Genomic DNA, 26,901 nt, shown 5'->3' with positions numbered 1-26,901 from the left:
CAACGATCGGGCCATGCCTGACGGCGAGCAGACTGAGATCTCCGTGGACGAGGATTCCGACGAGGGCGCCGGCCTCGATGCCGAGGACGACGGCGAGGACTATGACGAGGACTACGACGAGGACTATGACGACGGACGGGTCTTCTCTGGCTATGGGATCGGGTCGACCTTCCTGGCCGTGCTGTCGGTCGCCGCGGTCGTGCTCGGCGCGCTGATTTGGCACGCACACCGCGAAGAAACCCACGAGCGGACCTACCTGAGCCGGGTCATGCAGACGGCCGCCGAGTGGACGGGGGTGCTGATCAATATGAACACCGGCAACCTCGACACCAGCCTGCAGAAGCTGCATGACGGCACCGTCGGCGAGCTCAACACCGACTTCGAAGCCGCCGTCCAGCCCTACCGGCAAGTGGTGCAGAAGTTGCAGTCGCAGAGCGCCGGGCGGATCGAGTCGGTGGCGATCGAAACGGTGCACCGCGACCTCGATACCCAGCCCGGTAAGCCGCGACCGGTGCTGACCACCAAGTTGCCGGCCTTCGCCAGCCGAACCGACTCGGTCATGGTCGTCGCGACCTCGGTCAGCGAAAACGTCGGCGGCAAGCCGCTGACGGTGCATTGGAGCTTGCGGCTCGACGTCTCCAACGTCGACGGGAAGTTGATGATCTCCCGGTTGGAGTCGATCCGATGAGAAACCGTTGGCGCTTGCTGGCCTTCGACATCCTGGCGCCGCTCGGCGCGATCGTCGGGTTGCTGGCGATCGGCGTCGTCCTGGCCTGGCCGCTGTGGTGGGTCTCGGTGTGCTCGGTGTTGCTGCTGTTGATCGTCGAGGCGATGGGGGTCAACTTCTGGTTCCTGCGCCGTGACTCGGTCACCGTCGGCACCGACGATGAGGCCGCCAGGCTGCGGCTGGGCGTCGTCTTACTGTGTACCGCAGCACTGTCGGCGGCCGTCATCACCGGATACCGGCACTGGACGACACCGGACCGCGGATTCAAAGAGGATTCCCGAACGGTGGTGCAGATCGCGAGTGGGATGGCCGAGGCGGAGGCGTCGTTCAGCCCGACAGATCCGACGGCCACCGTCGACCGGGCGGCGGCGATGATGGTGCCAGAGCAGGCGGGCCCGTTCAAGGAGCAATACCGGAAGTCCACCATCGACCTGGCCAAGCGCAACGTCACGGCGACGGCCGCCACCCTGGCCGCGGGGGTCGAGGCGATGGGGCCGACGGTGGCCAGCGTTGCGGTCATCCTGCGGGTGACACAGAACATTCCCGGTCAGCCGCCCAGTCAGGCCGCGCCCGCGCTCCGGGTGACGTTGACCAAGCATGGCGACAGCTGGCTGGTAGTAAACGTAACGCCGATCAGCCCGCGGTAGTGGTCGCGAGGGCGGCCGAGCCGGTCGATGCGGGTCACATAGACGCAGAAAGCACATCAGTCCCGGCGCGAGCTTGGCCAGCCAATTCCGAAACTTGATATCACCCGTGATATCGGGATTACAGAAAGCAACATGGCCGGGTCTTTGTTGCTGAAGTGCCGGATGTGACGACGTCGCTGGCGTCGACTGGTTCATCGGCTTAGAACACCAAGAAAACTTGGCACGGCTCGCCTGAACTAGTTTGCCTCGGCCGTATCGGTGGACTTCACTTTCACGAACCGGTCGGACAGCCGGCGCATGCGCACCATCAGCGAGGCTGACGGGCTGACGCTGCCGTCCAGGTAGGCGGCCAGATCGTCGGGCTCTACACCGATCCGGGACGCGAATTCGTGCTCGGCCAGCCCGGAGCGATCCATTAGCAGGCGCACGTGACGGGCCACCTCGGCGCGTTCGTTGGCTTCCAGGTGCATGCGCGCGCGTTCCAGCACCTCCGCCAACGCCTTGGAGATGCCATACGGCCTGGTGCCCTCGAGCACCTCTTCGACCTGGCGAGCCGTGCGCCCGTAGGGGTCGCGTTTCAGCGCGGCGGCGATTCGCTTCCAGGTGTCGATATCGCCGCCCTGCATCGCCGAGCGGATGGCGGAGGTAGGCCAGAGCTCCACCGCCTGGTCCACCTGGGCGCCGCGTGCCGCAGGCCGCGGTGCGCGCCCCGCTGAGGGCCCGGGCCGTCGGTCGGCTGCCAACGTCACCTCGCCTCCTCCAACATCGCCACGGCCACCGATAGGCAGCGTTGCCTGACCTCTTCCCAGTCTGCCTGGGCGTCTGGTTCGGACAACTGGTCATCATCTAGGTCGGACGGACGTGGATCCGAAAGCCGACGAACCAGCTGGCTGGCCATCCATTGCCGCCTCGAGAACGAGCCGGGTGGTTGACAACAGTAATACCTGTCCATTCCAGCAAGTACCACAGCGGCGGTCTCGGGTTCCATCGTTGCCACCATGTCGGCAAATTCGGCATAGTCGCGCCGACTGTTACGGCACATGATCAGGTAGCCCTTGAGGCGCAGCGCCTCGGCGCCGGTCGGCACCAGCAGACGGTCGCCGGTGGGCAACTGGACGTGCGTGGTTTCCACCGGGCTGCGCCGCTCGTATTTTTGCCGCTCGTCGGCGTCGGGCTCGGCCTCGAGGGCGTCGATGGCGACCGAAAGCCGGCCACGCCACAGGGTGACCGGATGCACCGGTCGGGCGGCCCAGGGAATCGCCCAGGTGATGCCACTGCGGGGCGCCAGGCCGCCGACGAGCTTCCGGGCCGCCGATTTATTGCCGGTCTTCGTGTCCACCGAGACCACCCGCAGCCCCTCGGTGTCCTCGTCAGCGTCCGACTGTTCTGATCCCTGTGCCTGGACTTGCCGTATTCCTTCGAGGGGTTCCTTGCCGCCGTTTCGCTCGCAGCCGGAGAACGCCAACGGATCGGCAACGCAGATGGCATCGGGGGCCAGCTGCTTGAGTTTGGCCGCGGATTTGAGCACCATCCGCAGGTCGGCGCTGGGCGCCAGCGCCGAGATGTCTTCCGGGATCACAACGACGTCGGCCAGATCGACCTCGGGCAGCGGCCGGTCGAAATCCACCGACGGCAACACCCGCAGCATCCAGCGGGGCATCCACCAGTTCCACTGGGTGAACATCGCCATCAGCGCGGGAACCAGCACCAGCCGCACCACGGTGGCGTCCACCGCGATCGCCACGGCGCACGCGACGCCGATCTCGGCCACCAGCGGCATACCGGCGAAGGCGAAGCCGATGAACACCGCGATCATGATCAGCGCTGCGCTGGTAATGGTGCGCGCGCTGGTGCTCACCCCGTAGGCGACCGCATCGCGCGTGTTCCCGGACAACAGGAAGCGCTCCCGGATTCGGGCCAGCAGGAAGATCTCGTAGTCCATCGACAACCCGAACGTCATCGCCAGTACCAGCGGCGGCACGGTGCTGTCGATCGACGTGATGTGGGCGAAGCCGAGTTTCTCCAGCCAGCCCCACTGGAACACCATCACCAGGCTGCCGTAGGCGGCGGCCACCGACAGCAACGTCATCAAGACCCCCTTGAGCGCCAAGAACACCGAGTGGATCGAGAGCAGCAGCATCAGGAACGCGATCATTGCCACGAAGAGCAGCACCAGCGGCTCGGTCTTGGACACCCGGTCGTCGAAATCCTTGATCAGTGCAGTCTGGCCGCCGACGCTCAGGCGTGCTGAGTCGACACCGGGGACTTTGGGCAGCTGCGTTCGCATCCAATTCACGGATTCCCGGGCGCCGAGGTCTTCGGGATCGACCGCCAACACCGCGGACAGCAGAGCGCTACTGTCGTCGTCGGCGAATACCGGCGGTGCCACCGACACCACATTGGGTGCCTGTGCCATCCGCTGCCGGACGGCGGCGATGGTCGAGTTGTGGTCGGGCGACGATGCAGTGTAGTCGGGGTAGCTGACCAGCACCTGGATCGGGCCAAGCGCACCGGGTCCGAGCGCCTGGGACGCCGCGGCCACGCCGCCACGGATCTCGTGCGACGAGTCGAACTGGCGCAGCAGGCTGTTGCCCAGAATCATCGACAGCGCCGGCGCTGCCATCGCTATCAGTACCACTGACGCCGCCAGCGCCGAGATCCACGGCCGGCGCATCACCCAGCCCACCCAGCGGGTCCAGAATCGCGATTGGTTGCTCTCCGGCCGGCGCGACCAGTGCAGCAGCGCCGATCTCTTGGCCGCCGCCCGCCCGAACGTCGCCAGTACGGCCGGCGTCAACGTAGCCGACGTCAGCATGGCGACCGCGACGGCAAGAATCGCTCCGGTCGCCATCGATTTCAGCGCCGGGGTGTTGATCAGGTAGATCCCGGTGAGCGAGGCGACCACGGTCATGCCGGACAACACCACCGCGAGCCCGGAGGTGGCCATCGCGGCATCGACGGCTTCGTTCGGCTGACGGCCGGCACGCAGTTCCTCGCGGAAACGCATCAGGATGAAGAGGGAGTAGTCCACGGCGAGCGCGATGCCGAACATGGAGACCGTCGAAGTCACAAATACCGACATGGTGGTGTGCATCGACAGCAGATAGACCAGGCCCATGGTGACCACGACCGTGCACACGCCCAGGGCCAGCGGAATTGCGGCGGCAGCCAGCGAACCGAACACCGCGAGCAGGACGATCAGGATGATCGGCAGGTTCCAGCGTTCCGCTTCGGCGATGTCGTGCTTGGTGTTGGCCGCCGCGGCGGCGCTCAGCGCGCCCTGTCCGATGACATACAGCCGTACCCGGCCGTTCGGCGTTTGCCCGGATTGATCGCCCTTGATGCCCACCCGGGTGCGCAGCTTCTTGGCAACGTCGCTGGTGTTGCGGGCGTCCAGGCGCAGTGACACCACGTACGGCCGGTCGGGCTGCGGGGACCGCTGGGTCGGATTGGGCACCTCGGTGACGCCGGGGAATTCGGCGGTGATCTGTCGCAGCAACGCGACCGCGTCGTTGATGTCCTGATAGCTGGCGTCCGCGCGGGGCGCCGCGACCAGCGCCAGCGACGATGCGCCCTGCTCGTGGAAATGCTCTTCGAGTTGATCGTGGACGGTCATGGACTGCGATCCGGCTACCTCGAAACCGCCGCCGGTGAGATGCCCCGACTCCGTCAGCGCCAGGTAGACCGACGGCACCAATGCGAGCAGCCAGCCTGTGAAGACCAACCAGCGGAATCTGCGCAGGCTGCGGCTTAGGCGCATCATGAACTGCTGGATTTCGGTCTCCCCATAATTTCTCGGGCGCGCGTGCAGGCGAGCCTACCGCAGCGCCCTGTGGAACAAGCCGGTTCCGGCATATCTGAGCTGCGACGACGGCGCAATTGTGAGGACGTTGCAGAACCGTTGTGAAATCGATAGCAGCCCGGAATTGCAGTCGCGCCTTGGCAGGCTTAGTTAACCGTCGCTTTCGACGGACCGATCGGGTGGCGGTAACGGCCCCTGCAACGCAGTTTGCGTCGGGTCTGCGAACGGTTCGCTTTCCTGCTGCACGATCGGCAGTGGACCGGTGATCGGGTCGTCATCGGGATCGCCGACGTTCTCCGTGCGGAACATGAAGAAGAACACCACCCAGCCGACGGCGGCGATCAGCAACCAACTGATCAGCCGGTACAGCAGCATCGCCGAAATGGCGCTGGGCAAAGCCATTCCGCTCGAAACCAAGCCGGGCACCAGCACTGCCTCCACGACCAATAGGCCGCCGGGCATCAGCGGTATGGTGCCGACCGCGCGGGCGGCGGCATACGCCACCGTCAACCCGGCGACCGACGCGTGGTCACCGGCGGCGTAGGCGGCGAAGGCCAGACAGGCGACGTCGGCCACCCAGTTGAACAGCGACCAGCTGAACGCCACCGCCAAGTCCCGTCGGCCCAGGCTGACCGACTCCAGCTGCATGAGCGTCTCGCGCCACTTCTCCAGGCCGCTGTCGGCCGGTTTGCCGCGAACCGAGTTGGCCCACGCCAGCACCCGGCTGCCGATCCCGTCGATCAGCTCCGGTCGCGACGCCACCGCCTGGGCCAGCAGCAACAGCGCGACGAAACCGCCAAGCGTGAACAGCAACGAGAACGGGTTGTTCTTCGCGCCCAGGAAGAAAGCGCCACCGAGCCCGAGCAGCGCCAATCCCACCGCCTGGAGCACGCCGGACATCACCAGCTGCCAGGACGCCACCACGGTCGACGCACCCCAAATGCGTTGCTGGCGAAAGAGAAACGTCGCCGAGAGCACCGGCCCGCCCGGCAGCGTGGTGCTCAGCGAGTTGGCGGCGTAGAAGGCGGCCTCCGATCGCCACTGCCTGACGTGCACCCCCGCCGATCTCAGCAGGGTGCGCTGTATCTGCGCAAAGCTGTGCATGGACGCGGCCGCGGCCAGCACCGCGGCGATCAGCCACAACCAGTTCGCCTCATACAAGCTCATCCAGGCCTTGGCCAGCTGGTCCCAGCCCAGTGCCACCTCGACGGCGAGCACGATCGCGACGATGCCCAGGACCACCCAACGCACCCACCAGTATTTGCTGCGCGGTGCGTCGGCGCGCTGGGGCCGCAGGTTGCGGGCCGGGGCGTCGTGCGACACGTGAATTAGGGTAACCGTGCTGGTGGCGGCACGATCGGGGCCCACTTCCGACTGTGTCGTGGTCGTGACCGGATCGTGCTGGCCGCAAAAGCCGCAAAAGATCTTGAGTAGACCCAGCCTGTCTCTCGCGCCAGATACGCTTGCCCGATGCTGGCAGATCTCGACGACGCCTCGGTCGAACCCCTGGTCCGCAAGACCGCCGCTTGGGCTTGGCGTTTGCTGGTCATCCTGGCCGCGGTGGTCGTGCTGCTCTGGGTCGTGAAAAAGCTGGAAGTCATCGTCGTCCCGGTGTTGCTGGCGTTGATGATTAGCGCCCTGCTGGTGCCGGCGGTCGACTGGATGGACCGCAAAGGGCTGCCGCGCGGTCTCGCAGTAACGCTGGTTTTGCTGGCGGGATTCGCAATCCTGGGCGGCATCCTGACCTTCGTCGTCACCCAGTTCATCGTCGGTCTGCCCGATCTGACCGAACAGGTCAGTCGCAGCATCGACTCGACGCGAAAATGGCTGATCGAAGGCCCGCTTCATTTGAAGGGCGAGCAGATCGACAATGCGGGCAACGCCGCCATCCAGGCGCTGCACAACAACCAGGCGAAGCTGACCAGCGGAGCCCTGTCCACCGCCGCCACCATCACCGAGCTGGTCACCGCGGCGGTTCTGGTCCTGTTCACGCTGATCTTCTTTCTGTACGGCGGACGAAACATCTGGCAGTACGTCGCAAAGATCATTCCTGCCGACGTCCGCGACCGGGTCCACGAGGCGGGCCGGGCCGGTTACGGCGCGCTGACGGGATATGTGCGGGCCACGTTCTTCGTCGCCCTGACCGATGCGGCCGGTGTCGGCGCCGGGTTGGCGATCATGGGTGTGCCGCTTGCCCTGCCGTTGTCCTCGCTGGTGTTTCTCGGTGCCTTCATCCCGCTGATCGGGGCATTGGTCTCGGGCTTGTTGGCCGTGGTGGTCGCGCTGCTCGCCAAGGGAATCGTCTACGCGTTGCTGACGCTTGGTCTGCTCGTCTTGGTGAACCAGCTCGAGGCCCACGTGCTGCAGCCGCTGGTGATGGGTCGCGCGGTCTCCATTCATCCACTGGCCGTGGTGCTGGCCATCGCCGCCGGCGGTGTGCTCGCAGGAATTGTCGGCGCCTTGCTGGCTGTTCCGACGGTCGCGTTCCTCAACAATGCGGTCCAGGTGCTGGTGGCCAAGAATCCAGAAGCCGAGGTGGAAAAGCAGACCGAAGATGAGGAAGTATCTGCGATCGTCCAGGCGAAGCCGGACGATCCTGAGGACGCCAAAAAAGAAGCCGACGCCAAAGACGCCAAGAAAGAGGTTGAGACCAGCGCCGAGTGAGTCGGCCGCAATGGAAAGGTCTTACAACCGTCCCTCGCGGCGCAGCAATTCCTGCGCTGACACGCCGCCGCCGACCCGACGACGCGGGCGCGCCTTGTCGCCCTCGCCCTGGGCGTTCAACTTCTCCGTGGCGGCCTCGGAGTCGTCGGTTTCGGACCGCATGACCGGCAGGGCGGCGGTGGGCTCGGCCGGGTCACCGTTGCTGTCGCCGGCATGGCTCGACGGCACCGGAATGCGCTGAGTTCGATCCGCGGACGGTGTTGGTGAGGCCGGGCGCGACGAGCCCGGCGCCTGCGCGCTGCCCTGGGGGGCCGTCGGCATCCGTCCCGTCGCGGCGCCAGAGGGCTTCTCCGTGGCAGTCGGGGCCGCGCGCGTCGGCCGCGGCGGTTCCGGCGCACTGGGGTGAGTGGGGTCGTGGTGCGGCCGCTGCGCCTGCGCAGCCACCGCGGATGCGGTGACCGGAGGCCGCACGGCGCGGCCCTCCAGGGTGGGTCGCTTGTGCTCGTCAGGCAGGTCGATCTCGCCCAGTCCGATGCGGTTCTGCAGCCGCCTGGCCCACCGCGGAGCCCACCAGCAGTCGTCGCCCAGCAGCTTCATCACCGAGGGCACCAAGAACATCCGGACCACGGTCGCGTCCAGCAGCAGCGCCGCCATCAGGCCGAAGGCCAGATATTTCATCAACACCAGTTCGGAGAACACGAACGACCCGGCGACCACGGCAAGCACCAGCGCCGCGGCCGTGATCAGGCGCCCGGTGGTCGCAGTGCCGATCCGGATGGCCTCGGCGGTGGAATAACCACGCTCGCGGGCCTCGACCATCCGCGACACCAGGAACACCTCATAGTCGGTGGCCAAGCCGAAGCCCACCGCGACCACCAGCGCGATGAGCACCACCATCAATGGTGTCGGAGTGAAATTCAACAGCGTGGCGAAGTGCCCGTCGACGAAGATCCAGGTCAGGATGCCCATCGTGGAGCCCAGCGTCAGCGCACTCATCACCGCCGCCTTGACCGGCAGCACCACCGAGCCGAACGCCAGGAACATCAACAGCAGGGTGGCAGTAAGCAGGATCACCAACATCAACGGAGCCTTGTCGAACAGGCTGTGAATCGAATCCTGTTCGAGCGCAGGCGTTCCGCCGACCAGGACGGACACCCCCTTGGGCGGCGTGATCGCTCGCAGCTCGTCGATCTTCTTGGCGGCCTCGTTCCGGTTGACCAGGCCGTTCTGGATCACCCGAACCGTCTTGTCCTCCGGATGACTGGTCCCGTTGGGTTCCGCGGCGCACGGGTTGCCGGCGACTATCGGGCAGGGTCGTTCGTCCCACTGTTGATTGGTGAACCCGGTGATACCCGCGACCTTGCTGCGGACGTCGGCCACCTGCTGGTCGGTCACCGGGCTGCGGTTGTTGCTCTGAATCACCACGGTCAGCTGCTCGGTGCGGTAGCCGGGAAACAGCTTGTCGAAGTGCTCCTGCGCCAGACGGACGCCGTTGTTCGGCGGGAGGTACTTCTCACTCATGCCGCCGAAATGAAGGTTCCCCAGCGGGATGACCAGCAGAATCATGCCGACCGCGATCGGGATGGCGAACGCCAGCGGCCGCTTCATCACCCAGTTGACCAGCTTGCCCCAGAACCCGGCCTCGACCTCTTCGCGGGTCTTGGTCTTCTGCAGCCGGTCGGCGAGCCAGTTGAGGTATGCCCGGGACACCTTCCAGTTCCGCAGGAAGGGCACTCGGAACGCGGTCCGCACCCCTAGCGCGTCGACGTGGCGACCGAGGATTCCGAGGGACGCGGGCAGCAGCGTGATGGACAGCAGCGCGGCAAGCCCCACCGCTGCGAATATCGCGTAGGTCAGCGAATGCACGAAGCCCTGCGGCAATACGAGCAGGCTGGCGCTCGAGGCGATGATCAGGACCGCCGAGAACACCACGGTGCGCCCGGCCGTCATCACCGTCCGGCGTACCGCGGCCTCGGTGTCATATCCTTCGGCGATCTCTTCCCGGAACCGGCTCACGATGAACAGCCCGTAGTCGATCGCGATACCCAGACCGATCAGCGAGACGACGGGCTGGGCGAAGAAGTGCACCGGACCGAACAGCGAGATCAGCCGGAGGATGCCCAACGCACCTGCGATGCTCAGCCCGCCGACTATGACTGGCAGGCCGGCGGCGACCGCGCCGCCGAACACCAGGAACAGCACCACGGTCACCAACGGCAGCGCCAGGACTTCCATGCGGCGTTGGTCGGTGGCGATGGTGCCGGTCAACGCATTGGCTATCGGCTCGAGGCCGGCGAGCTCGACGGTGCCGCCGTCAAGCTTCTGCAGGGCAGGCTCGATGGACTTGTAGTTGTTGAGGATGGTGTCGTCGTCATTGCCTTTCAGCGGGATGCTGACGAAGGTGTGCTTCTTGTCCTCGGTCGCCATTCCCTTGATCAGCGGGGGCGCGTCGGCGGGGTTGGACAGTGCCAGGTAGCCGGCCCACCCGAGAACCTCGTTGGAGTGGTCGCTCTTGAACTTGTTGAGTTCGTCGATGATCTTCTTCCGCCATGCGGGGTCGTCGACGGTCTTTCCATCCGGGGCGGTGAAGGTGGCGACGATGTGGCTGGTGCGGTCGCGGCCGTAGGTCTGGTCGCCCAGGACCGACGCCTTGACCGATTGACTGCCCTCGTCGTAGAACCCGCTCTGTGTGACGTGCTTGCCCAGGCTCATGCCAAAGATGCCGCCGCCGAGGCACAGAACGACCATGACCCCGATTACGATGAACCGGTAGCGGTACACAGTTCGACCCCACCAGGCGAACACGTGAACTCCTTACTGGATCCTTAGCGACCCGCGGCTTGCCGTCAGGCTTTTTCGGTTTTGGACGTGCTGGCAGTTTTCCACCACACGTCGGTTCTCACACACGCGAAGCCAGCAGCGAAGCAAGCGGCCGGAACGGCTGCAGCCAAGCGCCCTGGTCAGGCAGCGAATCCAGGCCGATTCGCGGCAACGGTTCCCGGAAAACACCTGCGATATCTTCCAGGTCGACAAACTCCAAGGTATCCGACGCTAACGCCCAACTGGCGTGTTCACGAAATCCAATCACCTGCACCGCGACTCCGGAGCGTGCGATCTCTTCCAGGGGCTGACGGAACGCCTGACCGTCGGCGGACGCGACGACCAGCGCCGCAAGACCCTCGCGGTGCCGCTGGGCGATGTGTTGCAGCATGTCGCGGTCGACGTCACTGTCCTCGTCGATCTTCGGTTTGGCGAAGACCGCGAAGCCCACGTTACGCAACGCATCCACCCACGGTCGAACGACTTCGGCGCTGCCCGGCGCAATGTTGGTGAAGACGGTGGCCTCGGGCTCAATGGCTTCGCCAGGGCGGCCCGCAGCGACCTCGGCGGTACGGGTCAGCAGCCATCGCCCCAGCGCGTCGAAACGTGGACGTTCGACGCCCGTCGGACGCCGGCCCAGGATGGAGCCCAGTCCCATGTCTAGGTTGGGGCCGTCCCATACCAGCAGCACCCGGCCGATCGGCGCGGCTTCACCAACCAAGCCGGTCAAGTCGGCAATCGAGGAGTCCTGTGGTTCCGGCGCTGCCGGTGGGGATGCTTCCTCTGTCACGCTCATGGTCATCTAGTTCTCGGGCTTCTTCCAGATCAACTCGACAACGGCACTGCCGACATCCTGGGCTTTCGTCTCGTATTTGGTGGTGGGGCGGACGACTGAGATCGGCAGCTGCAGGCCCGGCTGCGCGGGATCGACGCGGCGCAGCCGGGGTTCGGCGTCGCCGGCCTCGGCGATCTGCTCGGCGTAGCCGGCGTGGTCCGTTGCGACGTGCAGCACACCACCGGGGCGCAGCCGACCGCTGATCAGACCGATCGTCGCCGGCTGCAGCAACCGGCGTTTGTGATGGCGCGCCTTCGGCCACGGATCGGGAAAGAACACCCGAACGCCGCTCAGCGCAGCGGGCGTCATCAGCCGCTGCAGAACGTAGACCGCTTCGCCGCGGATCAACCGGATATTGGTGACCTGCTCACGGTCGATCGCGGACAACAGCTGCGCCAGCCCCCGCCGGTAGACCTCCACCGCGATGACGTCGATGTCCGGTTCTTCGCGCGCCATGGCCAACGTGGAAGTTCCGCTCCCGCAGCCGATTTCGAGCACCAGCGGCGCGTCACGGCCAAACCAGGCGCGGGTGTTCAACGGGCCGGCCTCCGGGTGCCTACCCGCCCCCACCGACATGCCCAGCTGTGGCCACAGCCGCTCCCACGTCTCGCGCTGCGCACTGGACAGGGCGGCACGCCGTGCGCGGAAGGCGGTGACCGGTCCGCCGGGCAGGACTTCCCCGGATGAGACATAACGCCCGGCGACTCCTTGTTCGGAGGTCCCCACGCCGGGTTGCGCATGCATTTGTCCATCGTGGCCCATGAACGGGCGATGTAGCCGCACGTGGTCCAGATTGATACCCAACAGTTGCCTTCAGCTGGTAACAGATTGGCGGCCGACTCGCATCTGCGGGCCGCAAGTGCCACGATGCGCTTGCGAAAGCAAGCGGGGTGGGGTCGGATCGAGCAGACAGGACGTAACGGACAGGGGGCACCAGATTTTCGTCGATGAGCTGGCGCGATTTGCTGCCGGCGTCGCTGACGCGCGGGTGACGACGATCGCCGAGACTGCCGCCGCGCCGTTGCGCGTGGAGGTTCGCGGACGTCGCGGGGTGGGCTGCAGCACCGTCGCGCGCGCCCTGAACCGCGCCGGCATTGCCCATGGGATACGCGCCGCCGAAGTGCAGGGCGAGTTCCACCCTGATGCCGACGTGTTGGTGTACGTCGTCGCGGAGGTGGTCAAACCCGAGGATTCCGCGGCCGTCGCGGCGATCTCCACCCGGCACCCGGTGTTGGTGGTGCTGAACAAAGCCGATTTGGCCGGGTTCGCCGGCGAGGGGCCGGTTGCCGCGGCGCGCGCCCGGTGCGCTGAGTTTGCGGGCCTGCTTGGGGCACCGGTGGAACCGATGATCGGGTTGCTGGCCGCGCTTGACGACTCGGACGACGCATGGGCCGCCGTGCGCGAGCTGGCCGCGGAAAGTCCGGTGCCGGTCGAGGGCCGGCGGCGACTGCTGAACTTCTTCGACCTGTTCGGCACCGCGCTTGCACTCGCCGCGGTCGGTAGGGGTTACTCGCCGGCTCAGCTGCGGGCACTGCTGCGCCAGGTGAGCTGTGTCGACGCCGTCGTCGCCAAGATCAATGCCCTCGCCGCCGAGCTGCGCTACCGGCGGGTGCTCGATGCCGTCGCGGCATTGGAGGCTCTGGCCGTCTGCGAGTCGGGCTCCGAGGACCGATTGGGTGAGCGGATCGGTCAATTTCTGACCCACGACGACACAGTGCTGTCCCGGCTGGCCGACGCCGCTGACCTGGTGGACGTTGCCGGGTTGGCCGCCCGTCCACAAGCCGGCCTCGTCGCAGATGGCCCGGACGAGCACCTTTCGCGGGCAGCGCGGTGGCAGCGGTACAGCGTTGACTGCTCTGTCAGCGACGTCCACCGGGCGTGCGCTGCGGATATCGCCAGAGGCTCCCTTCGGTTGTGGTCGCGTGCGGTTGGGGCATCACGGTGAGCGAGGCGGCGCATGACGACCCGGCCGGCCAGGTGGACGCGCTGGTTGCGGCGATCGGCCCGCGGCTGGATGCGCCGGCCATCAACCGCCGCGACGTGGTGCTGGTGACCGGCCCGTGGATGGCCGGGGTGAGTGGTGTCGCCGCCGCCCTGCGGGAACGGTTGCCGCAGCACAAGTTCGTCGAGTCGACGGACCTGGGTCCCGGTGACGCTCCGATCGCGGTGGTGTTCGTGGTTTCGGCGGCTGCCGAGCTGACGGAGTCTGACTGTGCGCTGCTGGACGCCGCTGCGGAGTACACCGACGCGGTGATCGGGGTGGTTTCCAAGATCGACATCCACCGCACCTGGCGCGACGTGCTGAACGCGGACCGAGACAAGCTCGCCGCGCACGCGCAGCGCTATGCCCGGGTGCCCTGGGCCGGGGTGGCTGCGTTACCCGAGATCGGAGAGCCTCGGGTCGACGAGCTGATCCGCGCGGTTGAGAGACAGCTCGCTGCATCGGACGTCGCGCGCCGAAACAGGTTGCGGGCGTGGGAATCCCGATTGCAGACGGTGGCGAAGCGATTCGACCGGGATGCCGAGGGTGCCGGGCGGCAGGCCAGGGTTGACGCACTGCGCGAGCAACGCAGTACGGCCCTGCGGCAACGGCGTCAGTCGAAAACTGAACACATCATCATGCTGCGCGGCCAGATCCAGCAGGCCCGTGTGCAGTTGTCCCACTTTGCCCGCAACCGGTGTTCCTCGGTGCGCGGGGAACTACAGGAGGACGCGGCGGGTCTGTCCCGACGCAACATGCCCGGCTTCGAGACGTATGCGCGCGGCCGGATCAACGACGTGGTCGCCGAGGTCAGCGAAGGCACCGCCGCGCACCTCGCCGACGTCGCGCAGGTGATGCGGGTGCCGGTGGACCTGCCGCCGCTGGAGAAACTGCCCGACGTCGAGGTTCCGGCCCCACCGCTGAAGTCGCGGCGTCAGGAAACGTGGCTGATGATGCTGTTGGGCGTCGGCTTCGGTCTCGGGGTAGCGCTGACGCTCAATCGCTTGCTGGCCGGCCTGGCGCCCAGGCTCTCCCCCTGGCTTTCCGTTGCCGGGTTCGCGGTGTGTGTGGCGATCGGCCTGGTGGCCACGCTGCTGGTGGTGAACATCCGCGGCCTGCTGCGCGACCGCGCCGTCCTGGACCGCTGGGCCGGCGAGGCGACGGAATCGCTGCGGTCCGTAGTGGAGGAGTTGGTCGCCACGCGGGTGCTGATCGCCGAGACGTTGCTGAACACCGCGCTCAGTGCGCGCGATGAGGCCGAGAATGCGCAGGTGGCCGATCAGGTCAGTGCCATCGACACCGAGTTGCGCGAATACGCCATCGCTGCGGCCCGGGCCGCAGCGGTGCGTGACCGGGAGATGCCGACGGTGCAGGCGGCGCTGGACGCGGTACGTGCAGAACTCGGCGAAGCGGGTATATCCAAATCCAAGGGTCCCGCTGAGATGGGTGATTAGCTGGGCCTCGGATATGGCAAAAGGCACGATTTGCGGACGACCATGACGCTTCTGAATCGTTGTTGTGAGAAGGCTTATACCCGCCCGTGCCTGTCTCGACAAGTTGCTCGCGATAACCTGTATGTAAAGCTTCACCGCGTGAACCAGTTGTGTGGGCGATCGCCAAGCAACGCTGATTGCCCCGCAGTACCCCGAAGGACCCAGAAGAATTCAGGAGAGTTCGATGACCTCAGCGACCATTCCCGGGCTTGATACCGCGCCTACTAAACACCAGGGGCTGCTGTCCTGGGTAGAAGAGGTTGCCGAGTTGACGCAGCCCGACCGGGTGGTCTTTGCCGACGGCTCCGACGAGGAGTTCCAGCGGCTCGCCAATCACTTGGTGGAGGTGGGCACCTTCAAGAAGCTGAACGAGAAGAAGCACCCGAATTCTTACCTGGCGTTGTCCGACCCGTCGGACGTGGCCCGCGTGGAGTCCCGGACGTTCATCTGTTCCGAGCGCGAGATCGACGCCGGCCCGACCAACAACTGGATGGACCCCGCCGAGATGCGGGCCACCATGACCGAGTTGTACCGCGGCTGCATGCGCGGGCGCACCATGTGGGTAGTGCCGTTCTGCATGGGCCCGCTCGGTGCCGATGACCCCAAGCTCGGCGTCGAGATCACGGACTCGGAATACGTCGTGGTCTCCATGCGCACCATGACCCGGATGGGCAAGGCCGCCCTGGACAAGATCGGCGACGACGGGTTCTTCGTCAAGGCGCTGCACTCGGTCGGCGCTCCGCTGGAGCCGGGCCAGGCAGACGTGCCCTGGCCGTGCAACGACACCAAGTACATCACCCACTTCCCGGAGACCCGCGAGATCTGGAGCTACGGCTCCGGCTACGGCGGCAACGCGCTGCTGGGCAAGAAGTGCTACTCGCTGCGCATCGCGTCGGCGATGGCGCACGACGAGGGCTGGCTCGCCGAGCACATGCTGATCCTCAAGCTGATCTCCCCTGAGAACAAGGCCTACTACTTTGCGGCCGCGTTCCCGTCGGCATGCGGCAAGACCAACCTCGCGATGCTGCAGCCGACCATCCCGGGTTGGCGCGCCGAGACCCTGGGCGACGACATCGCCTGGATGCGGTTCGGCAAGGACGGCCGGCTGTACGCGGTGAACCCGGAGTTCGGTTTCTTCGGCGTCGCACCCGGCACCAACTGGAAATCCAACCCCAATGCCATGCGCACCATCGCGGGCGGCAACACGGTGTTCACCAACGTTGCCCTCACCGACGACAACGACGTGTGGTGGGAAGGTCTCGAAGGCGAGCCGGATCACCTGATCGACTGGAAGGGTAACGACTGGATCATCCGCGAGACGGAAACCAAAGCCGCGCACCCGAATTCGCGGTACTGCACGCCGATGTCGCAGTGCCCGATCCTGGCGCCGGAGTGGGATGACCCGCAGGGCGTGCCGATCTCGGGAATTCTGTTCGGCGCCCGCCGCAAGACCACGGTGCCGCTGGTGACCGAGGCGCGCGACTGGCAGCACGGCGTGTTCATGGGTGCCACCATGGGCAGCGAGCAGACCGCGGCCGCCGAGGGCAAGGTCGGCACCGTGCGCCGCGACCCGATGGCCATGCTGCCGTTCCTCGGCTACCACGTCGGGGACTACTTCCAGCACTGGCTGGATCTGGGCAAGAACTCTGACGAGTCCAAGTTGCCGAAGGTGTTCTTCGTCAACTGGTTCCGCCGCGGCGACGACGGCAAGTTTCTGTGGCCCGGCTTCGGTGAGAACAGCCGGGTGCTCAAGTGGATCGTCGACCGCATCGAGCACCAGGCCGGCGGACAGGACACGCCGATCGGTGTTGTTCCCGCCGTCGAGGACCTAGACCTGGACGGGCTCGACGTGGACCCCGACGACGTTGCCAAGGCGCTGGCGGTCAAACCCGACGAGTGGCGCAAGGAACTGCCGCTGATCGAGGAGTGGTTCAAGTTCGTCGGCGAGAAGCTGCCCACCGGGGTCAAGGACGAGTTCGACGCCCTCAAGCATCGCTTGGCCGAGGCGCAGTAGCGCGAGCAGACGCAAAATCCCCCCAAAACGCCTGTTTGGGGGGATTTTACGTCTGCTCGGCGCTCCGAGGCTTTGGGAGTGAATCCTGGGCTTTCGGTGTGCGGCCAGGGTGGAAATTTGCGCGGATTCCCGCCCTACGGTCACACCGAAAGCCGTGAGTTCACACCGAAAGCCGTCAGTTCACACCGAACGCGCGACACCGATCACCCCTCCCGTGATCGTCGCAATGAGCGCGGCAGGTACACCGCACCGGGCCCGGCAGCCGCCGCCCAGTCGGCCGGATTGGAGATCGCGCACCGCTTCAACGACAGGCAGCCACAGCCGATACACGAATCCAAGTTGTCGCGAAGCGCCATCAACCCGGCGATCTGATCATCCAGGCGTGCGCGCCAGTCTTTGGACAGTCGACTCCAGTCGGCACGCGTCGGGTTGCGCCCGTCGGGCAGTTTGGCCAGCGCCGCAGCCACCTCGTCCAGGCTCAACCCGACGTTTCGGGCGGCGCGGATGAACGCCAGACGCCGCAACATCTGGCGTTCGAATCGGCGCTGACCGCCGGATGTCCGGGTCGCGCTGATCAGACCCTGGCTCTCGTAGAACCGGATAGCCGACGGTGCGAACCCGCTGCGATTCGCTATCTCGCTGACGGTGAACAAGTCCCGCTTGTCCATGCCGACACCCCTTAGCACTTGACTTAAAGTTAACTTTAACTACCAGTATGGCCGTATGACGCAATCCACGACCAATTCTGTTGCTATCGTCACCGGCGCTTCACGCGGGTTCGGCCGAGCGGTGACCGCCGCTTTGCTCGACCTCGGCTGGACCGTCGTCGGCGATGCCCGCCGCGCCGACGATCTGGAAACGACTGCCCGAGAGCTGAATTCAGCGGGCCTGATCGCGTTACCCGGCGACGTCACCGACGCGGCGCATCGCGCCACGCTGGTCGGTACGGCCACCGGCGCGGGCCGGCTTCGGCTGCTGGTGAACAACGCGAGTCGGCTGGGACCAAGCCCACAACCCGTTCTCGGCGACTATCCGGAAACAGAGCTACAGGCCGTCTATCAGACCAACCTGTTCGCGCCGCTTGCCCTCATCCAGGCGACCCTGCCGGCGCTCGTCGAGAACGCCGGGACGATCGTCAACCTGACGTCCGATGCGGCCGTCGAGCCGTACCCGGGCTGGGGCGGCTATGGCTCGTCAAAATCTGCGCTCGACCAGCTGTCAGCGGTCCTGGCGGCCGAGGCTCCCGCTGTGCCGGTCTACGCATTCGACCCCGGCGACATGCGCACCGAGATGCATCAGGCCGCCTTCCCCGGCGAGGACATCTCCGATCGTGCCGAGCCGGAGTCGGTCGTGCCGGCGTTGCTGCGATTGCTCGACACGCGACCGGCGTCCGGTCGGTACCGGGCAGCGGAGCTGATGGCGGGAGCCGCGCGATGACTGCCGTGACCCTGGCGAGGCCGCATACGCACTTCGTCCGGCCGACGGCGTCGGACGCCAGCGAACCACCCGAAGCCCGCGGCGTCGCGCGCGACGGCGTGAAGCTGCTGGTTGCTCGGTCAGGCGGGGTGAGCCATGCGCGTTTCGCCGATCTTGGTGACTACCTGGCCCCGGGCGACCTGTTGGTGGTGAACAATTCCGCCACCCTGCCCGCCGCGGTCGACGGTCGCCGCGGCGGCGCGCCGGTCGCCGTCCACTTCTCCACCGAGCGTGGCGAAAAGCTGTGGGTGGTGGAATTGCGGCCGGCCGGGAATGCGACGGGGCACCTGAGCGACATCCGCCCGGGTGAACGCATCGAGTTGCCAGGCGGTGGCGCGATCGTCATCAGTTCGTCCTACCCACAGACCGGTGTGGACGGCGGGAGATTGTGGACGGCGCGGGTGGTGCTCGAGGGTGACGTGGTGTCGTACCTGACCCGCTACGGCCGCCCGATCCGCTACTCGTACGTGCCGCGACAATGGCCGTTGCGCTACTACCAGACGGTATTCGCTCAGCACCCGGGAAGCGCCGAAATGGCCAGTGCGGCACGGCCTTTCAGCACCGAGTTGGTAGCCTCGCTGGTTGCCCGGGGCATTGCGATCGCGCCCATCACGTTGCACGCCGGGGTCTCCTCGGCAGAGGCGGGCGAGCCACCGGCCCCTGAGCTGTTCCAGGTGCCGGCCGCCACCGCGCGGCTGGTGAACCTCACGCACGCCACCGGCGGACGAGTGATCGCCGTCGGCACTACGGTGACTCGCGCTCTCGAGTCGGCCGCCAACCCCGACGGCGACGTACATCAGGCCGTCGGCTGGACGGACTTGGTGCTCGGCGCCGACCATCCGAGCCGCGTGGTCGACGGCCTCATTACCGGATGGCACGACGCCGGCGCCTCGCATCTGCTGCTACTCGAGGCCGTCGCGGGCCCGGACGTGGTCGCGGAGGCGTACCGCGAGGCTGTGCAAAACGGCTACCTCTGGCATGAATTCGGCGACAGCGCCCTGCTGCTGCCGGACAGGTAGCGCGAGCAGACGCGTTCACGGGGCGGGAGCTTTTTGCGTCTGTTCGGCAGCGTCGTACAGTCGGCGCATGCAAATCCGCGAGCACACTTCCGGTTCGGGAGGCACCGGCAAGCCGGCGGTCATCCTGCATCCGTCCGGCACGGTCGTCACGTTCGACGAGCTGGAGGCGCGCGCGAATCGGCTGGCGCACTACTTCCGCCGCGCCGGCCTGCGCGAAGGGGACGCTGTGGCGATCCTGATGGAGAACAACGAGCACATCCACGCCGTGATGTGGGCCGCTCGCCGCAGCGGCCTGTACTACGTGCCGATCAACACCCACCTGACCCCGTCCGAGGCCGCCTACATCGTCGACAACAGCGGCGCCAAGGCGATCGTCGGCTCGGCCGTGCTGCGCAAGACTTGCGAGAACCTGTCGGAGCATCTTTTGTCGAGCCTGCCCGATCTGCTGCTCATTGCCGACGAAGACCTGCCAGGCTGGGAGCGCTACCCGGAATGTGTTGCAAGCCAACCAGACACGCCGATCGAGGACGAAATCGAGGGTGACCTGCTGCAGTACTCGTCAGGCACCACTGGCCGGCCGAAGGGGATCAAGCGCGAACTGCCGCACCTGCCGCCGGCTGAGGTACCCGGGATGATGTCGGCCCTGGTCGGGTTCTGGATGACGCCTGAGTCGATCTATCTAAGCCCTGCGCCGCTGTACCACACAGCGCCGTCGGTGTGGTCGATGAGCGCGCAGGCCGGCGGCATAACGACCGTTGTATTGGAGAAATTCGACCCCGAAGGCTGCCTGGAGGCGATACAGCGCTACCGGGTCACCCACGGTCAGTTCGTACCCGCGATGTTCACCCGGATGCTGAAACTGCCCGAGGCAGTGCGTAATTCATATGACCTGTCCAGTCTGCAACGGGTGATGCACGCTGCCGCGCCGTGTCCGGTCGAGATCAAGAAACAGATGATGGACTGGTGGGGTCCGATCGTCGACGAGTACTACGCGTCCTCGGAGGCAATCGGGTCGACGTTGATCACTGCCGAGGAGTGGCTGGCGCATCCGGGGTCGGTCGGCAAGCCGATGCTTTGCGAGATACACATTCTCGACGAGCACGGCAACGAGCTCCCGCCGGGGCAGCCGGGCGAGATCTACTTCGACGGCGGATATGCGTTCGAGTACCTCAACGACGAAGCGAAAACCACGGCGTCGAGGGACAAGCACGGCTGGGTGACGGTCGGCGACGTCGGCTACCTCGACGAGGATGGCTATCTGTTCTTGACCGATCGGCGCCACCACATGATCATCTCCGGTGGGGTGAACATCTACCCTCAGGAAACGGAGAACCTTCTGGTCACCCACCCAAAGGTGTTGGACGCGGCGGTGTTCGGGGTTCCTGACGACGAGATGGGGCAGCAGGTCATGGCGGCGGTGCAGACGGTCGATCCGGCCGATGCCACGGTCGAGTTCGCCGATGAGCTGCTGAGCTGGCTGCGAGACCGCTTGGCGCACTTCAAGTGTCCGCGCTCGATCGCGTTCGAGGCGCAACTGCCGCGCACCGACACCGGGAAGCTCTACAAGAACGAGCTGGTCGAGAAGTATTCGGCGTGATCGATGCTGCGGCTGGTCGATCTGTCGAGTTCGCCGGATCCCGGCGCCGAGGTCCGCGCCGAGTCACCGCCCGGCGTGGTGGTTGCCTTCGGCTCGGTAGTCGGCCTTTCCGACATCGAATCCTGTTTGGACGCCGCGTCTTTCACGCTGACCGAGGAGGCTTGTGACGATCGCCGAGTGGTCACCGTCGACTCGGTGCCCGAAGCACTTGCCGAGCTGACACAGCGCTGTGAGCGCTGGCCCCACGCCAGCAGTGTGTGCGACGACGTATTGCGTACCGTCGACGCGAATGGCGCAATGCTGGCCGGAGTCATCACCGAGTCGCTCGCCTATTCGACTCTGCAGGCCGGACCGGAATTCGCCCGCTGGCTCGAGGAACGTGGTCCGGCCCGCATGCCGGACATTACCGAACCCGTGCAAGCCGAGCGTGACGGAAATACCTTGCGAATCCGGTTCAACCGGCCACAGCGCCACAACGCGTTTTCCACCGACGCCCGCGCCGCGCTACTGGAGGCGCTCACCGTCGCGGAGCTGGACTCGTCGGTGACCGAAATCGTGTTGAGCGGCAACGGTCCGTCGTTTTGCAGCGGCGGCGACCTCGCGGAGTTCGGTACCTTGGCCGACCCGGCGAGCGCGCACCTGGCGCGAACCCGTCACAGTCCCGCGCTGGCACTGGCCGCCGTCACTGCTCGCCTCGGGCGGGCTTGCCGCGCCGAGGTGCACGGCCGGGTTCTGGGCAGCGGGCTGGAGATGGCCGCGTTCTGCGGATGGATTGACGCACAGAGCGATTCGGTTTTCGGGCTGCCGGAACTGGGCTTGGGGCTGATTCCCGGAGCCGGCGGCACGGTTAGCGTTACCCGCCGGATAGGTCGTTGGCGCACAGCTTATCTGGTGTTATCGGGGCACACCATCGACAAACCGACCGCGCTGGCCTGGGGGCTGGTGGACGCTTGACGTCAGTAGCGGCGGTAGTAATGCGTGGTCGGTGTTGAGGGGATATGGCTATAGGTGCTGACGCCGACCATGAACATGATGAGCATGAACACGAGGTAGCCGACAATCAATACGGCGGCGACGATGGCGCTGATGATCGCCCACCTCTTCGCGTTGTTGGCCGCCGCCTGAGCTTCGGCGTACTGCCCCTGCATCCACAGCCCGGAGACCTTGGAGGAGTAGACGATCGACACGACTCCTGCGGGCAGACAGCAGAAGATCGTCGTCAATATCGCCCAGACCAAGTAGTTGTCCGGCGGTTGTCCGCTGGGCCAACCAGGTTGTTGGGCCGGCCACCCTTGGCCTTGCTGCGGGCCTTGCCAACCGGGTTGCTGCCCCTGCCAACCCGGTTGCTGGCCTTGCCAACCCGGCGAACCGCCGTAGGGGTCTGGCGGGTAACTCATGGCCACTGCCTTCCTTCGGCTCGACGGATTCCAGCCGTCTCGCTGGCGCCAAGGTCAGGCAAATATACAGCACTCGCCGGCGGAGCCGCCGAGATAATTGAGAGCTAACCGGTGCTCAGATTCCGCCCCGGGCCACCAATTGTCCGGCGATGACGTTGCGCTGAATCTCGTTGGTGCCTTCGCCGACGATCATCAGCGGCGCGTCGCGGAAGTAGCGTTCGACATCGTATTCGGTCGAATAGCCGTAACCCCCATGGATTCGCACGGCGTTCAGGGCGATTTCCATCGCGACCTCCGACGCGAACAGCTTGGCCATCCCGGCCTCCATGTCGCAACGCTCGCCGCTGTCGTAACGCTCGGCGGCATAACGGGTCAGCTGGCGGGCCGCGGTGAGCTTGGTCGCCATGTCAGCCAGGTAATTGCCGACGGCCTGATGCTTCCAAATCGGCCGGCCGAAGCTTTCCCGTTGCTGGGCATAGGCCAGCGCGTCCTCCAAGGCCGCTGACGCAACGCCGAGCGAGCGCGCGGCGACCTGGATGCGGCCGGTTTCGAGGCCCTTCATCATCTGCGAAAAGCCCTGCCCCATCTGCCCGCCCAAAATCGCCGACTCCGGAATTCGGTAGTCGTCGAATGACAGCTCGCAGGATTCGACGCCCTTGTAGCCCAGTTTGGGCAAGTCCCGCGACACCGTCAGCCCGGGTCCGTGCCCGACCAACGCGATCGAGATACCTCGATGACGTGGTGTGGCATTCGGATCGGTCTTGCACAACAGGGCGATCAGGCCGGAATGGCGCGCGTTGCTGATCCAGGTCTTGGCTCCGTTGATGGTCAGGCCCCCGGAACCGTCGGGCAAGGCGGTGGTCGTCATGTTCTGCAAGTCGGAACCGCCGCCCGGCTCGGTCAGCGCCATGGTGGCCCGCAGCTCGCCGGTCGCCATCGGCGGCAGGTACGTCCGTCGCTGTTCCTCGGTGCCGAACAGCGTCAGCAGCTTGGCCACGACGGTGTGTCCGCCCATCGCGCCGGCCAGGCTCATCCACCCGCGGGCCAGCTGTTCGGTGACGCGGACATAACACGGCATGGACACCGGCGATCCGCCGTACTCCTCGGGAATGGCCAATCCGTAGACGCCGATCCGCTTCATCTGCTCGATCCACGCCTCGGGGTAGGTGTTGGCGTGTTCGACGTCGCGGACGGTCGGTTTCACGTCGCGATCGATGAATGCCCGCACCGTGGCAATCAGCATCTCTTCTTCGTCGTTCACTTGTGTCGCCTCCGTATTTGATCGCTTTCAAGCGTTCCGCGCCAGCGGCGTTAGGTCCGTCGGTACCTGAGGTTAGGTTGTGGGTGTGGCTAACCGTTACCGGCTCTACCCAACCGCGGAACAGGCGGTCTTTATGCGGGACCGCCACTGCGGGGACGCACGTTATGTGTGGAACCTGGCCGTCGAACAGTTCCGCTACCGCGAGCGCCGGGAGCGCGGCACGACGGCACGATCAGCGCCGGGTCCGGCTGCGCGGCAAAGGCAATTGGCTGAGGCGCGCCAGGAGTTTGAGTGGCTGCGTGGCGGTTCGTCATCGGTGCAGCAACAAGCGCTACGCGACTTCGACCGAGCAGCCCAGGCATGCTTCGACGGCAATGCCAACGAGCCCACCTGGCGCAAGCGCGGCAAATCGGAAGGCTCCTGCGTTCGCGACACCAAGGTGGTAGTCCACAGCCGCGCGTGGGCGCAGATTGCCATCCCCAAGCTGGGGTGGGTCAAGTTCAAGCTGTCCCGCGCACTGCCGGCAGGCAAGTTGGGCATGGCGAGGATCACCTGCCGCCCCAGTGGTCGTTGGCATGTCAGCTTCCCCGCGCCGCAACCGGTGATAGCGGATGCCGGCAGGACCGGTAAGTCAATTGGTATCGACCGCGGCGTGGCCACCACCATTGCCACGTCGGATAAGCAGATGTTTCGTGCGCCGAGAATGCGCAAGCGCGAGGAGAGGAAGTTGGCGCGACTGGAACGCGAAAAAGCGCGACGACGCAAAGGTAGTGCCCGCCGAAAGGCTGTCGTGCAGCGGATCGCCGGCCTGCATGAGACGGTGGCCGACCGGCGTCGCGACTGGATCGAGAAGATCACCACCAGGATCGCGGCCCACTACGATTTTGTTGCGGTGGAGCACCTGCCGGTCCGCAATATGGTCCGCAAACCTAAACCCAAGCCGGACCCCGACCACCCTGGGCAGTACTTACCCAACGGTGCAGCGGCCAAGGCCGGACTCAATAAGTGCATCTACGCCAACTGCTGGGGCATGTTCGCTTGCCGGTTGGCACAGAAGGTGAAGGCTTCCGGTACCACGCTGGTCGCGGTTTCGGCAAGGTACAGCAGCCAAGAGTGCCGCAACTGTGGCCACACGGCAAAGGAGAACCGCCAGAGCCAAGCGGTGTTCCTTTGCGTGGTGTGTGGCCACGGCGACCATGCGGACCACAACGCTGCTCAAATAATCTTGGCCCGGGCTAGATCCGCGCCAACCCCCGGACCGGGGGCCATACCGCAAGGTGTGGGCACCGCACGGTGCGCTCACGAACGTGAGAACCAAGGCTGGGCCGCATGAGCGGCCCAGCCGGAATCCCGGCCCGTCACGGCCGGGAGGAGGTCAATGCGAATGGGTACGCGGGCGGGCCCTACTTCGACGATCTGTCGATTGGGCAAGTATTCGACTCGGCGCCTGCGGCGACGCTGTCGTCGGGCTTGGCGGCCGCCCATCAGGCCATCGTGGGCGACCGGATGCGGCTGGCGCTCGATGCTCAGCTGTGCGCCGCGGTGACCGGCGCGCCGGGCCCGCTCGCGCATCCGGGATTGGTGTGCGACGTCGCGATCGGGCAGTCGACGCTGGTCACCCAGCGCGTCAAAGCCAACCTGTTCTACCGTGGTCTCACCTTTCACCGATTCCCCGTCATCGGAGATACGCTCTATACCCGTACCGAAGTGGTTGGGCTGCGGGCGAATTCGGCCAAGCCGGGGCGGGCGCCGACGGGCCTGGCGGCGCTGCGCATGATCACCATCGATCAGGCCGATCGATTGGTGCTCGACTTCTACCGTTGCGCGATGCTGCCCGCCGGCCCGGACTTCGATCCATCCGGCGCTCCTGCCGACGATCTGTCCGGCATCGGCTCAGATCCGCTGACGCCAGCCGCTGATCCGACCGCGGAATGGGACGGCGAGGTGTTCCGAAACCGGGTGCCGGGACCGCATTTCGACGCCGGGCTTGCGGGTGCGGTGCTGCACAGCACTGCGGACGTGGTCAGCAACGCTCCTGAGCTGGCCCGTCTCACCCTCAATATTGCTGCGACACACCATGATTCGCGTATCAACGGCCATCGGCTGGTCTATGGCGGACATACCATCGGGCTGGCGCTCGCGCAGGCCAATCGTCTGCTGCCCAATCTCGTGACAGTCCTGGGTTGGCAGTCCTGCGACCACACCGGCCCGGTGTACGAGGGCGACACGCTGTACAGCGAGTTGCACGTCGAGTCCGCCGAACAGGCGGCCGACCGCGGGGTGCTCGGCTTGCGATCGGTGGTGTACGCGGTCAGCAGCGCGCCAGATCAGCCCGACCGACCGGTGCTGGATTGGCGCTTCAGGGCGCTGCAGTTCTGACTTCAGCTGCGCAGCTCGACCGCCCGGTTCGACGAATTCAGTGCGGCCGTTTTCGGGGAATGATTCCGGGTACCCGGCCACGTACGCCTCGTCGTCGCTAGGTGAGGCAAGTTCAAGGAGGTACATCATGCCCAGTCAGAATTCCGGAGAGTCCGCAGATGCACGGCTCGAACACTTCGACAATCCGGAGTTGGGCAGCGGCGCCCGCGACACAGGGGAGGACACTCCTGAACCCGGCGGAGAAGGCCGCCCAGTGGGGACCGTAGACGAAGACGCCAACCCCCCGATGAGCGATCCCACGGCTTCCGAAACCTACAGCGGCACCGGCGAATTGCCCCCGCAAGACACTGGAAGTGCTATCCCACCCTACGAGGGCCGCAAGGAAGCCGGCGAAGTCACGGAACCGAGCTCGCAAAGCCCCGGCGACGCCGGTGGCGGCGCGGGTCCGGTCATCAATCCCGACTACAAGTCAGCTAGCCCCGCCGATACACCAGGCGGATCCGAGAAGTCTCCAGCAGATGAGCAGCCGGCTGCCCAGACCCCGGAGTCGGATCTAGACGATGACCGCGTAGGGCCGGCGCACGTAGCCGGTACGGGACGCGGTGAGTCCAAGAGCTGAAGTCGGACTTGTCGGGTGCGCGGCCATCGGGATCCGGGCATCCACTGACCAAGCAAGTTCCCAAGCACTGCGCCCCGCCTGTGATCCAGCGCAGGAGGCGGATTTGTCATGGACCGACTGGACCGGCACCCCGTCAGCGGCAAGTTTCGCAGGTTTGTCCCGCTGTGAAC

At 66.0% G+C, this 26,901-nt stretch carries 22 protein-coding genes; 13 read left to right on the top strand and 9 right to left on the bottom strand.

Annotated elements, in window-relative coordinates; translation table 11 throughout:
* The first annotated feature begins 13 nt into the window (after positions 1-13).
* Both A9W99_RS02615 and A9W99_RS02610 read left to right on the top strand, forming a co-directional pair.
* Positions 14-688 (top strand): hypothetical protein, encoded by a 675-nt coding sequence (locus A9W99_RS02615; protein ID WP_067372910.1) that lies wholly within the window; start codon positions 14-16, stop codon positions 686-688.
* A complete protein-coding gene (locus tag A9W99_RS02610) occupies positions 685-1,374 on the top strand; it encodes a hypothetical protein (protein ID WP_067372907.1) in 690 nt (229 codons plus the stop codon). Before A9W99_RS02615 ends, A9W99_RS02610 begins: the two co-directional genes overlap by 4 nt.
* Before the next feature lie 236 nt (positions 1,375-1,610).
* Here A9W99_RS02610 and A9W99_RS02605 read toward each other — a convergent pair whose 3' ends face one another.
* The 3 genes from A9W99_RS02605 to A9W99_RS02595 all read right to left on the bottom strand — a co-directional run bounded on the left by A9W99_RS02605 (position 1,611) and on the right by A9W99_RS02595 (position 6,499).
* On the bottom strand, positions 1,611-2,123 hold the full coding sequence (locus A9W99_RS02605) for a hypothetical protein (protein ID WP_067372904.1): 513 nt from the start codon (positions 2,121-2,123) through the stop codon (positions 1,611-1,613).
* Positions 2,120-5,137, bottom strand: coding sequence for an MMPL family transporter (locus tag A9W99_RS02600; RefSeq protein ID WP_067372901.1), 3,018 nt, complete (start codon positions 5,135-5,137; stop codon positions 2,120-2,122). Before A9W99_RS02600 ends, A9W99_RS02605 begins: the two co-directional genes overlap by 4 nt.
* 189 nt (positions 5,138-5,326) lie before the next feature.
* Positions 5,327-6,499, bottom strand: a complete 1,173-nt coding sequence (locus A9W99_RS02595) for a TIGR00374 family protein (RefSeq protein ID WP_067372899.1) — start codon at positions 6,497-6,499, stop codon at positions 5,327-5,329.
* A gap of 147 nt (positions 6,500-6,646) precedes the next feature.
* Between A9W99_RS02595 and A9W99_RS02590 the strand changes: the two genes are divergently transcribed.
* On the top strand, positions 6,647-7,840 hold the full coding sequence (locus A9W99_RS02590) for an AI-2E family transporter (protein WP_067372895.1): 1,194 nt from the start codon (positions 6,647-6,649) through the stop codon (positions 7,838-7,840).
* Positions 7,841-7,861: 21 nt separating this feature from the next.
* Here A9W99_RS02590 and A9W99_RS02585 read toward each other — a convergent pair whose 3' ends face one another.
* The 3 genes from A9W99_RS02585 to trmB form a co-directional block, all read right to left on the bottom strand.
* Positions 7,862-10,645 carry an MMPL family transporter gene (locus A9W99_RS02585; protein ID WP_067372892.1) on the bottom strand — a complete coding sequence of 928 codons (2,784 nt, stop codon included), beginning with the start codon at positions 10,643-10,645 and terminating at the stop codon, positions 7,862-7,864.
* 94 nt (positions 10,646-10,739) lie between these two features.
* Positions 10,740-11,456: an NYN domain-containing protein gene (locus A9W99_RS02580; protein WP_067373532.1), complete on the bottom strand. Its 717-nt coding sequence runs from the start codon at positions 11,454-11,456 to the stop codon at positions 10,740-10,742.
* 6 nt (positions 11,457-11,462) lie between these two features.
* On the bottom strand, positions 11,463-12,257 hold the full coding sequence (trmB, locus tag A9W99_RS02575) for a tRNA (guanosine(46)-N7)-methyltransferase TrmB (RefSeq protein WP_067373529.1): 795 nt from the start codon (positions 12,255-12,257) through the stop codon (positions 11,463-11,465).
* A 175-nt stretch (positions 12,258-12,432) separates the two neighbouring features.
* On the opposite strand from trmB, the gene A9W99_RS02570 reads away from it, so the two are divergent.
* The 3 genes from A9W99_RS02570 to A9W99_RS02560 all read left to right on the top strand — a co-directional run bounded on the left by A9W99_RS02570 (position 12,433) and on the right by A9W99_RS02560 (position 16,983).
* A complete protein-coding gene (locus A9W99_RS02570; protein ID WP_067373524.1) occupies positions 12,433-13,440 on the top strand; it encodes a hypothetical protein in 1,008 nt (335 codons plus the stop codon).
* Positions 13,437-14,930: a hypothetical protein gene (locus A9W99_RS02565; protein WP_067373526.1), complete on the top strand. Its 1,494-nt coding sequence runs from the start codon at positions 13,437-13,439 to the stop codon at positions 14,928-14,930. The genes A9W99_RS02570 and A9W99_RS02565 overlap by 4 nt, the downstream gene beginning before the upstream one ends.
* 223 nt (positions 14,931-15,153) lie before the next feature.
* The gene (locus tag A9W99_RS02560; RefSeq protein ID WP_067372889.1) at positions 15,154-16,983 is read left to right on the top strand and encodes a phosphoenolpyruvate carboxykinase (GTP); all 1,830 of its coding nucleotides are present in this window, start codon (positions 15,154-15,156) and stop codon (positions 16,981-16,983) included.
* A 203-nt stretch (positions 16,984-17,186) separates the two neighbouring features.
* Here the strand turns inward: A9W99_RS02560 and soxR are convergent, their stop codons facing one another.
* Positions 17,187-17,651 (bottom strand): redox-sensitive transcriptional activator SoxR, encoded by a 465-nt coding sequence (soxR, locus tag A9W99_RS02555; RefSeq protein WP_067372886.1) that lies wholly within the window; start codon positions 17,649-17,651, stop codon positions 17,187-17,189.
* Between the two features lie 55 nt (positions 17,652-17,706).
* Here soxR and A9W99_RS02550 point away from each other — a divergent pair, with 55 nt between their 5' ends.
* The 4 genes from A9W99_RS02550 to A9W99_RS02535 all read left to right on the top strand — a co-directional run bounded on the left by A9W99_RS02550 (position 17,707) and on the right by A9W99_RS02535 (position 22,029).
* Entirely contained in the window at positions 17,707-18,420 is a 714-nt protein-coding gene (locus A9W99_RS02550) for an SDR family oxidoreductase (protein ID WP_067372883.1), read from the top strand.
* Positions 18,417-19,478: an S-adenosylmethionine:tRNA ribosyltransferase-isomerase gene (locus tag A9W99_RS02545; RefSeq protein WP_067372880.1), complete on the top strand. Its 1,062-nt coding sequence runs from the start codon at positions 18,417-18,419 to the stop codon at positions 19,476-19,478. Before A9W99_RS02550 ends, A9W99_RS02545 begins: the two co-directional genes overlap by 4 nt.
* A gap of 67 nt (positions 19,479-19,545) precedes the next feature.
* A complete protein-coding gene (gene fadD4 / locus A9W99_RS02540) occupies positions 19,546-21,075 on the top strand; it encodes a fatty-acid--CoA ligase FadD4 (RefSeq protein ID WP_067372877.1) in 1,530 nt (509 codons plus the stop codon).
* A gap of 3 nt (positions 21,076-21,078) precedes the next feature.
* Positions 21,079-22,029, top strand: coding sequence for an enoyl-CoA hydratase/isomerase family protein (locus A9W99_RS02535; RefSeq protein ID WP_067372874.1), 951 nt, complete (start codon positions 21,079-21,081; stop codon positions 22,027-22,029).
* A 2-nt stretch (positions 22,030-22,031) separates the two neighbouring features.
* Here the strand turns inward: A9W99_RS02535 and A9W99_RS02530 are convergent, their stop codons facing one another.
* A complete protein-coding gene (locus A9W99_RS02530; RefSeq protein ID WP_067372871.1) occupies positions 22,032-22,472 on the bottom strand; it encodes a CD225/dispanin family protein in 441 nt (146 codons plus the stop codon).
* A gap of 115 nt (positions 22,473-22,587) precedes the next feature.
* A complete protein-coding gene (locus A9W99_RS02525) occupies positions 22,588-23,733 on the bottom strand; it encodes an acyl-CoA dehydrogenase family protein (protein ID WP_067372868.1) in 1,146 nt (381 codons plus the stop codon).
* Between the two features lie 85 nt (positions 23,734-23,818).
* On the opposite strand from A9W99_RS02525, the gene A9W99_RS02520 reads away from it, so the two are divergent.
* The 3 genes from A9W99_RS02520 (at position 23,819) to A9W99_RS02510 (ending at position 26,731) form a co-directional block, all read left to right on the top strand.
* Positions 23,819-25,066, top strand: a complete 1,248-nt coding sequence (locus A9W99_RS02520) for an RNA-guided endonuclease TnpB family protein (protein ID WP_172828793.1) — start codon at positions 23,819-23,821, stop codon at positions 25,064-25,066.
* Complete coding sequence (locus A9W99_RS02515; protein WP_067372866.1) at positions 25,063-26,112, top strand: MaoC family dehydratase; 1,050 nt, start codon at positions 25,063-25,065, stop codon at positions 26,110-26,112. Before A9W99_RS02520 ends, A9W99_RS02515 begins: the two co-directional genes overlap by 4 nt.
* A 127-nt stretch (positions 26,113-26,239) precedes the next feature.
* The gene (locus A9W99_RS02510; protein WP_156622910.1) at positions 26,240-26,731 is read left to right on the top strand and encodes a hypothetical protein; all 492 of its coding nucleotides are present in this window, start codon (positions 26,240-26,242) and stop codon (positions 26,729-26,731) included.
* The last annotated feature ends 170 nt before the right edge of the window (positions 26,732-26,901 follow it).

This window comes from Mycobacterium sp. 1164966.3 (genome assembly GCF_001665395.1).
GTDB lineage: Bacteria > Actinomycetota > Actinomycetes > Mycobacteriales > Mycobacteriaceae > Mycobacterium.
This window is presented reverse-complemented; position numbering and strand designations above follow the sequence as displayed.

Bases quoted from the DNA above. Each gene is read 5' to 3' on its own strand.
- A9W99_RS02545 (WP_067372880.1), top strand. From the start codon at position 18,417: ATGACTGCCGTGACCCTGGCGAGGCCGCATACGCACTTCGTCCGGCCG.
- A9W99_RS02530 (WP_067372871.1), bottom strand. From the start codon at position 22,472: ATGAGTTACCCGCCAGACCCCTACGGCGGTTCGCCGGGTTGGCAAGGC.
- A9W99_RS02590 (WP_067372895.1), top strand. From the start codon at position 6,647: ATGCTGGCAGATCTCGACGACGCCTCGGTCGAACCCCTGGTCCGCAAG.
- soxR (WP_067372886.1), bottom strand. From the start codon at position 17,651: ATGGACAAGCGGGACTTGTTCACCGTCAGCGAGATAGCGAATCGCAGC.
- A9W99_RS02510 (WP_156622910.1), top strand. From the start codon at position 26,240: ATGCCCAGTCAGAATTCCGGAGAGTCCGCAGATGCACGGCTCGAACAC.
- A9W99_RS02515 (WP_067372866.1), top strand. From the start codon at position 25,063: ATGAGCGGCCCAGCCGGAATCCCGGCCCGTCACGGCCGGGAGGAGGTC.
- A9W99_RS02600 (WP_067372901.1), bottom strand. From the start codon at position 5,137: ATGATGCGCCTAAGCCGCAGCCTGCGCAGATTCCGCTGGTTGGTCTTC.
- A9W99_RS02535 (WP_067372874.1), top strand. From the start codon at position 21,079: ATGCTGCGGCTGGTCGATCTGTCGAGTTCGCCGGATCCCGGCGCCGAG.
- A9W99_RS02580 (WP_067373532.1), bottom strand. From the start codon at position 11,456: ATGAGCGTGACAGAGGAAGCATCCCCACCGGCAGCGCCGGAACCACAG.
- A9W99_RS02560 (WP_067372889.1), top strand. From the start codon at position 15,154: ATGACCTCAGCGACCATTCCCGGGCTTGATACCGCGCCTACTAAACAC.
- trmB (WP_067373529.1), bottom strand. From the start codon at position 12,257: ATGGGCCACGATGGACAAATGCATGCGCAACCCGGCGTGGGGACCTCC.
- A9W99_RS02615 (WP_067372910.1), top strand. From the start codon at position 14: ATGCCTGACGGCGAGCAGACTGAGATCTCCGTGGACGAGGATTCCGAC.
- A9W99_RS02550 (WP_067372883.1), top strand. From the start codon at position 17,707: ATGACGCAATCCACGACCAATTCTGTTGCTATCGTCACCGGCGCTTCA.
- fadD4 (WP_067372877.1), top strand. From the start codon at position 19,546: ATGCAAATCCGCGAGCACACTTCCGGTTCGGGAGGCACCGGCAAGCCG.
- A9W99_RS02610 (WP_067372907.1), top strand. From the start codon at position 685: ATGAGAAACCGTTGGCGCTTGCTGGCCTTCGACATCCTGGCGCCGCTC.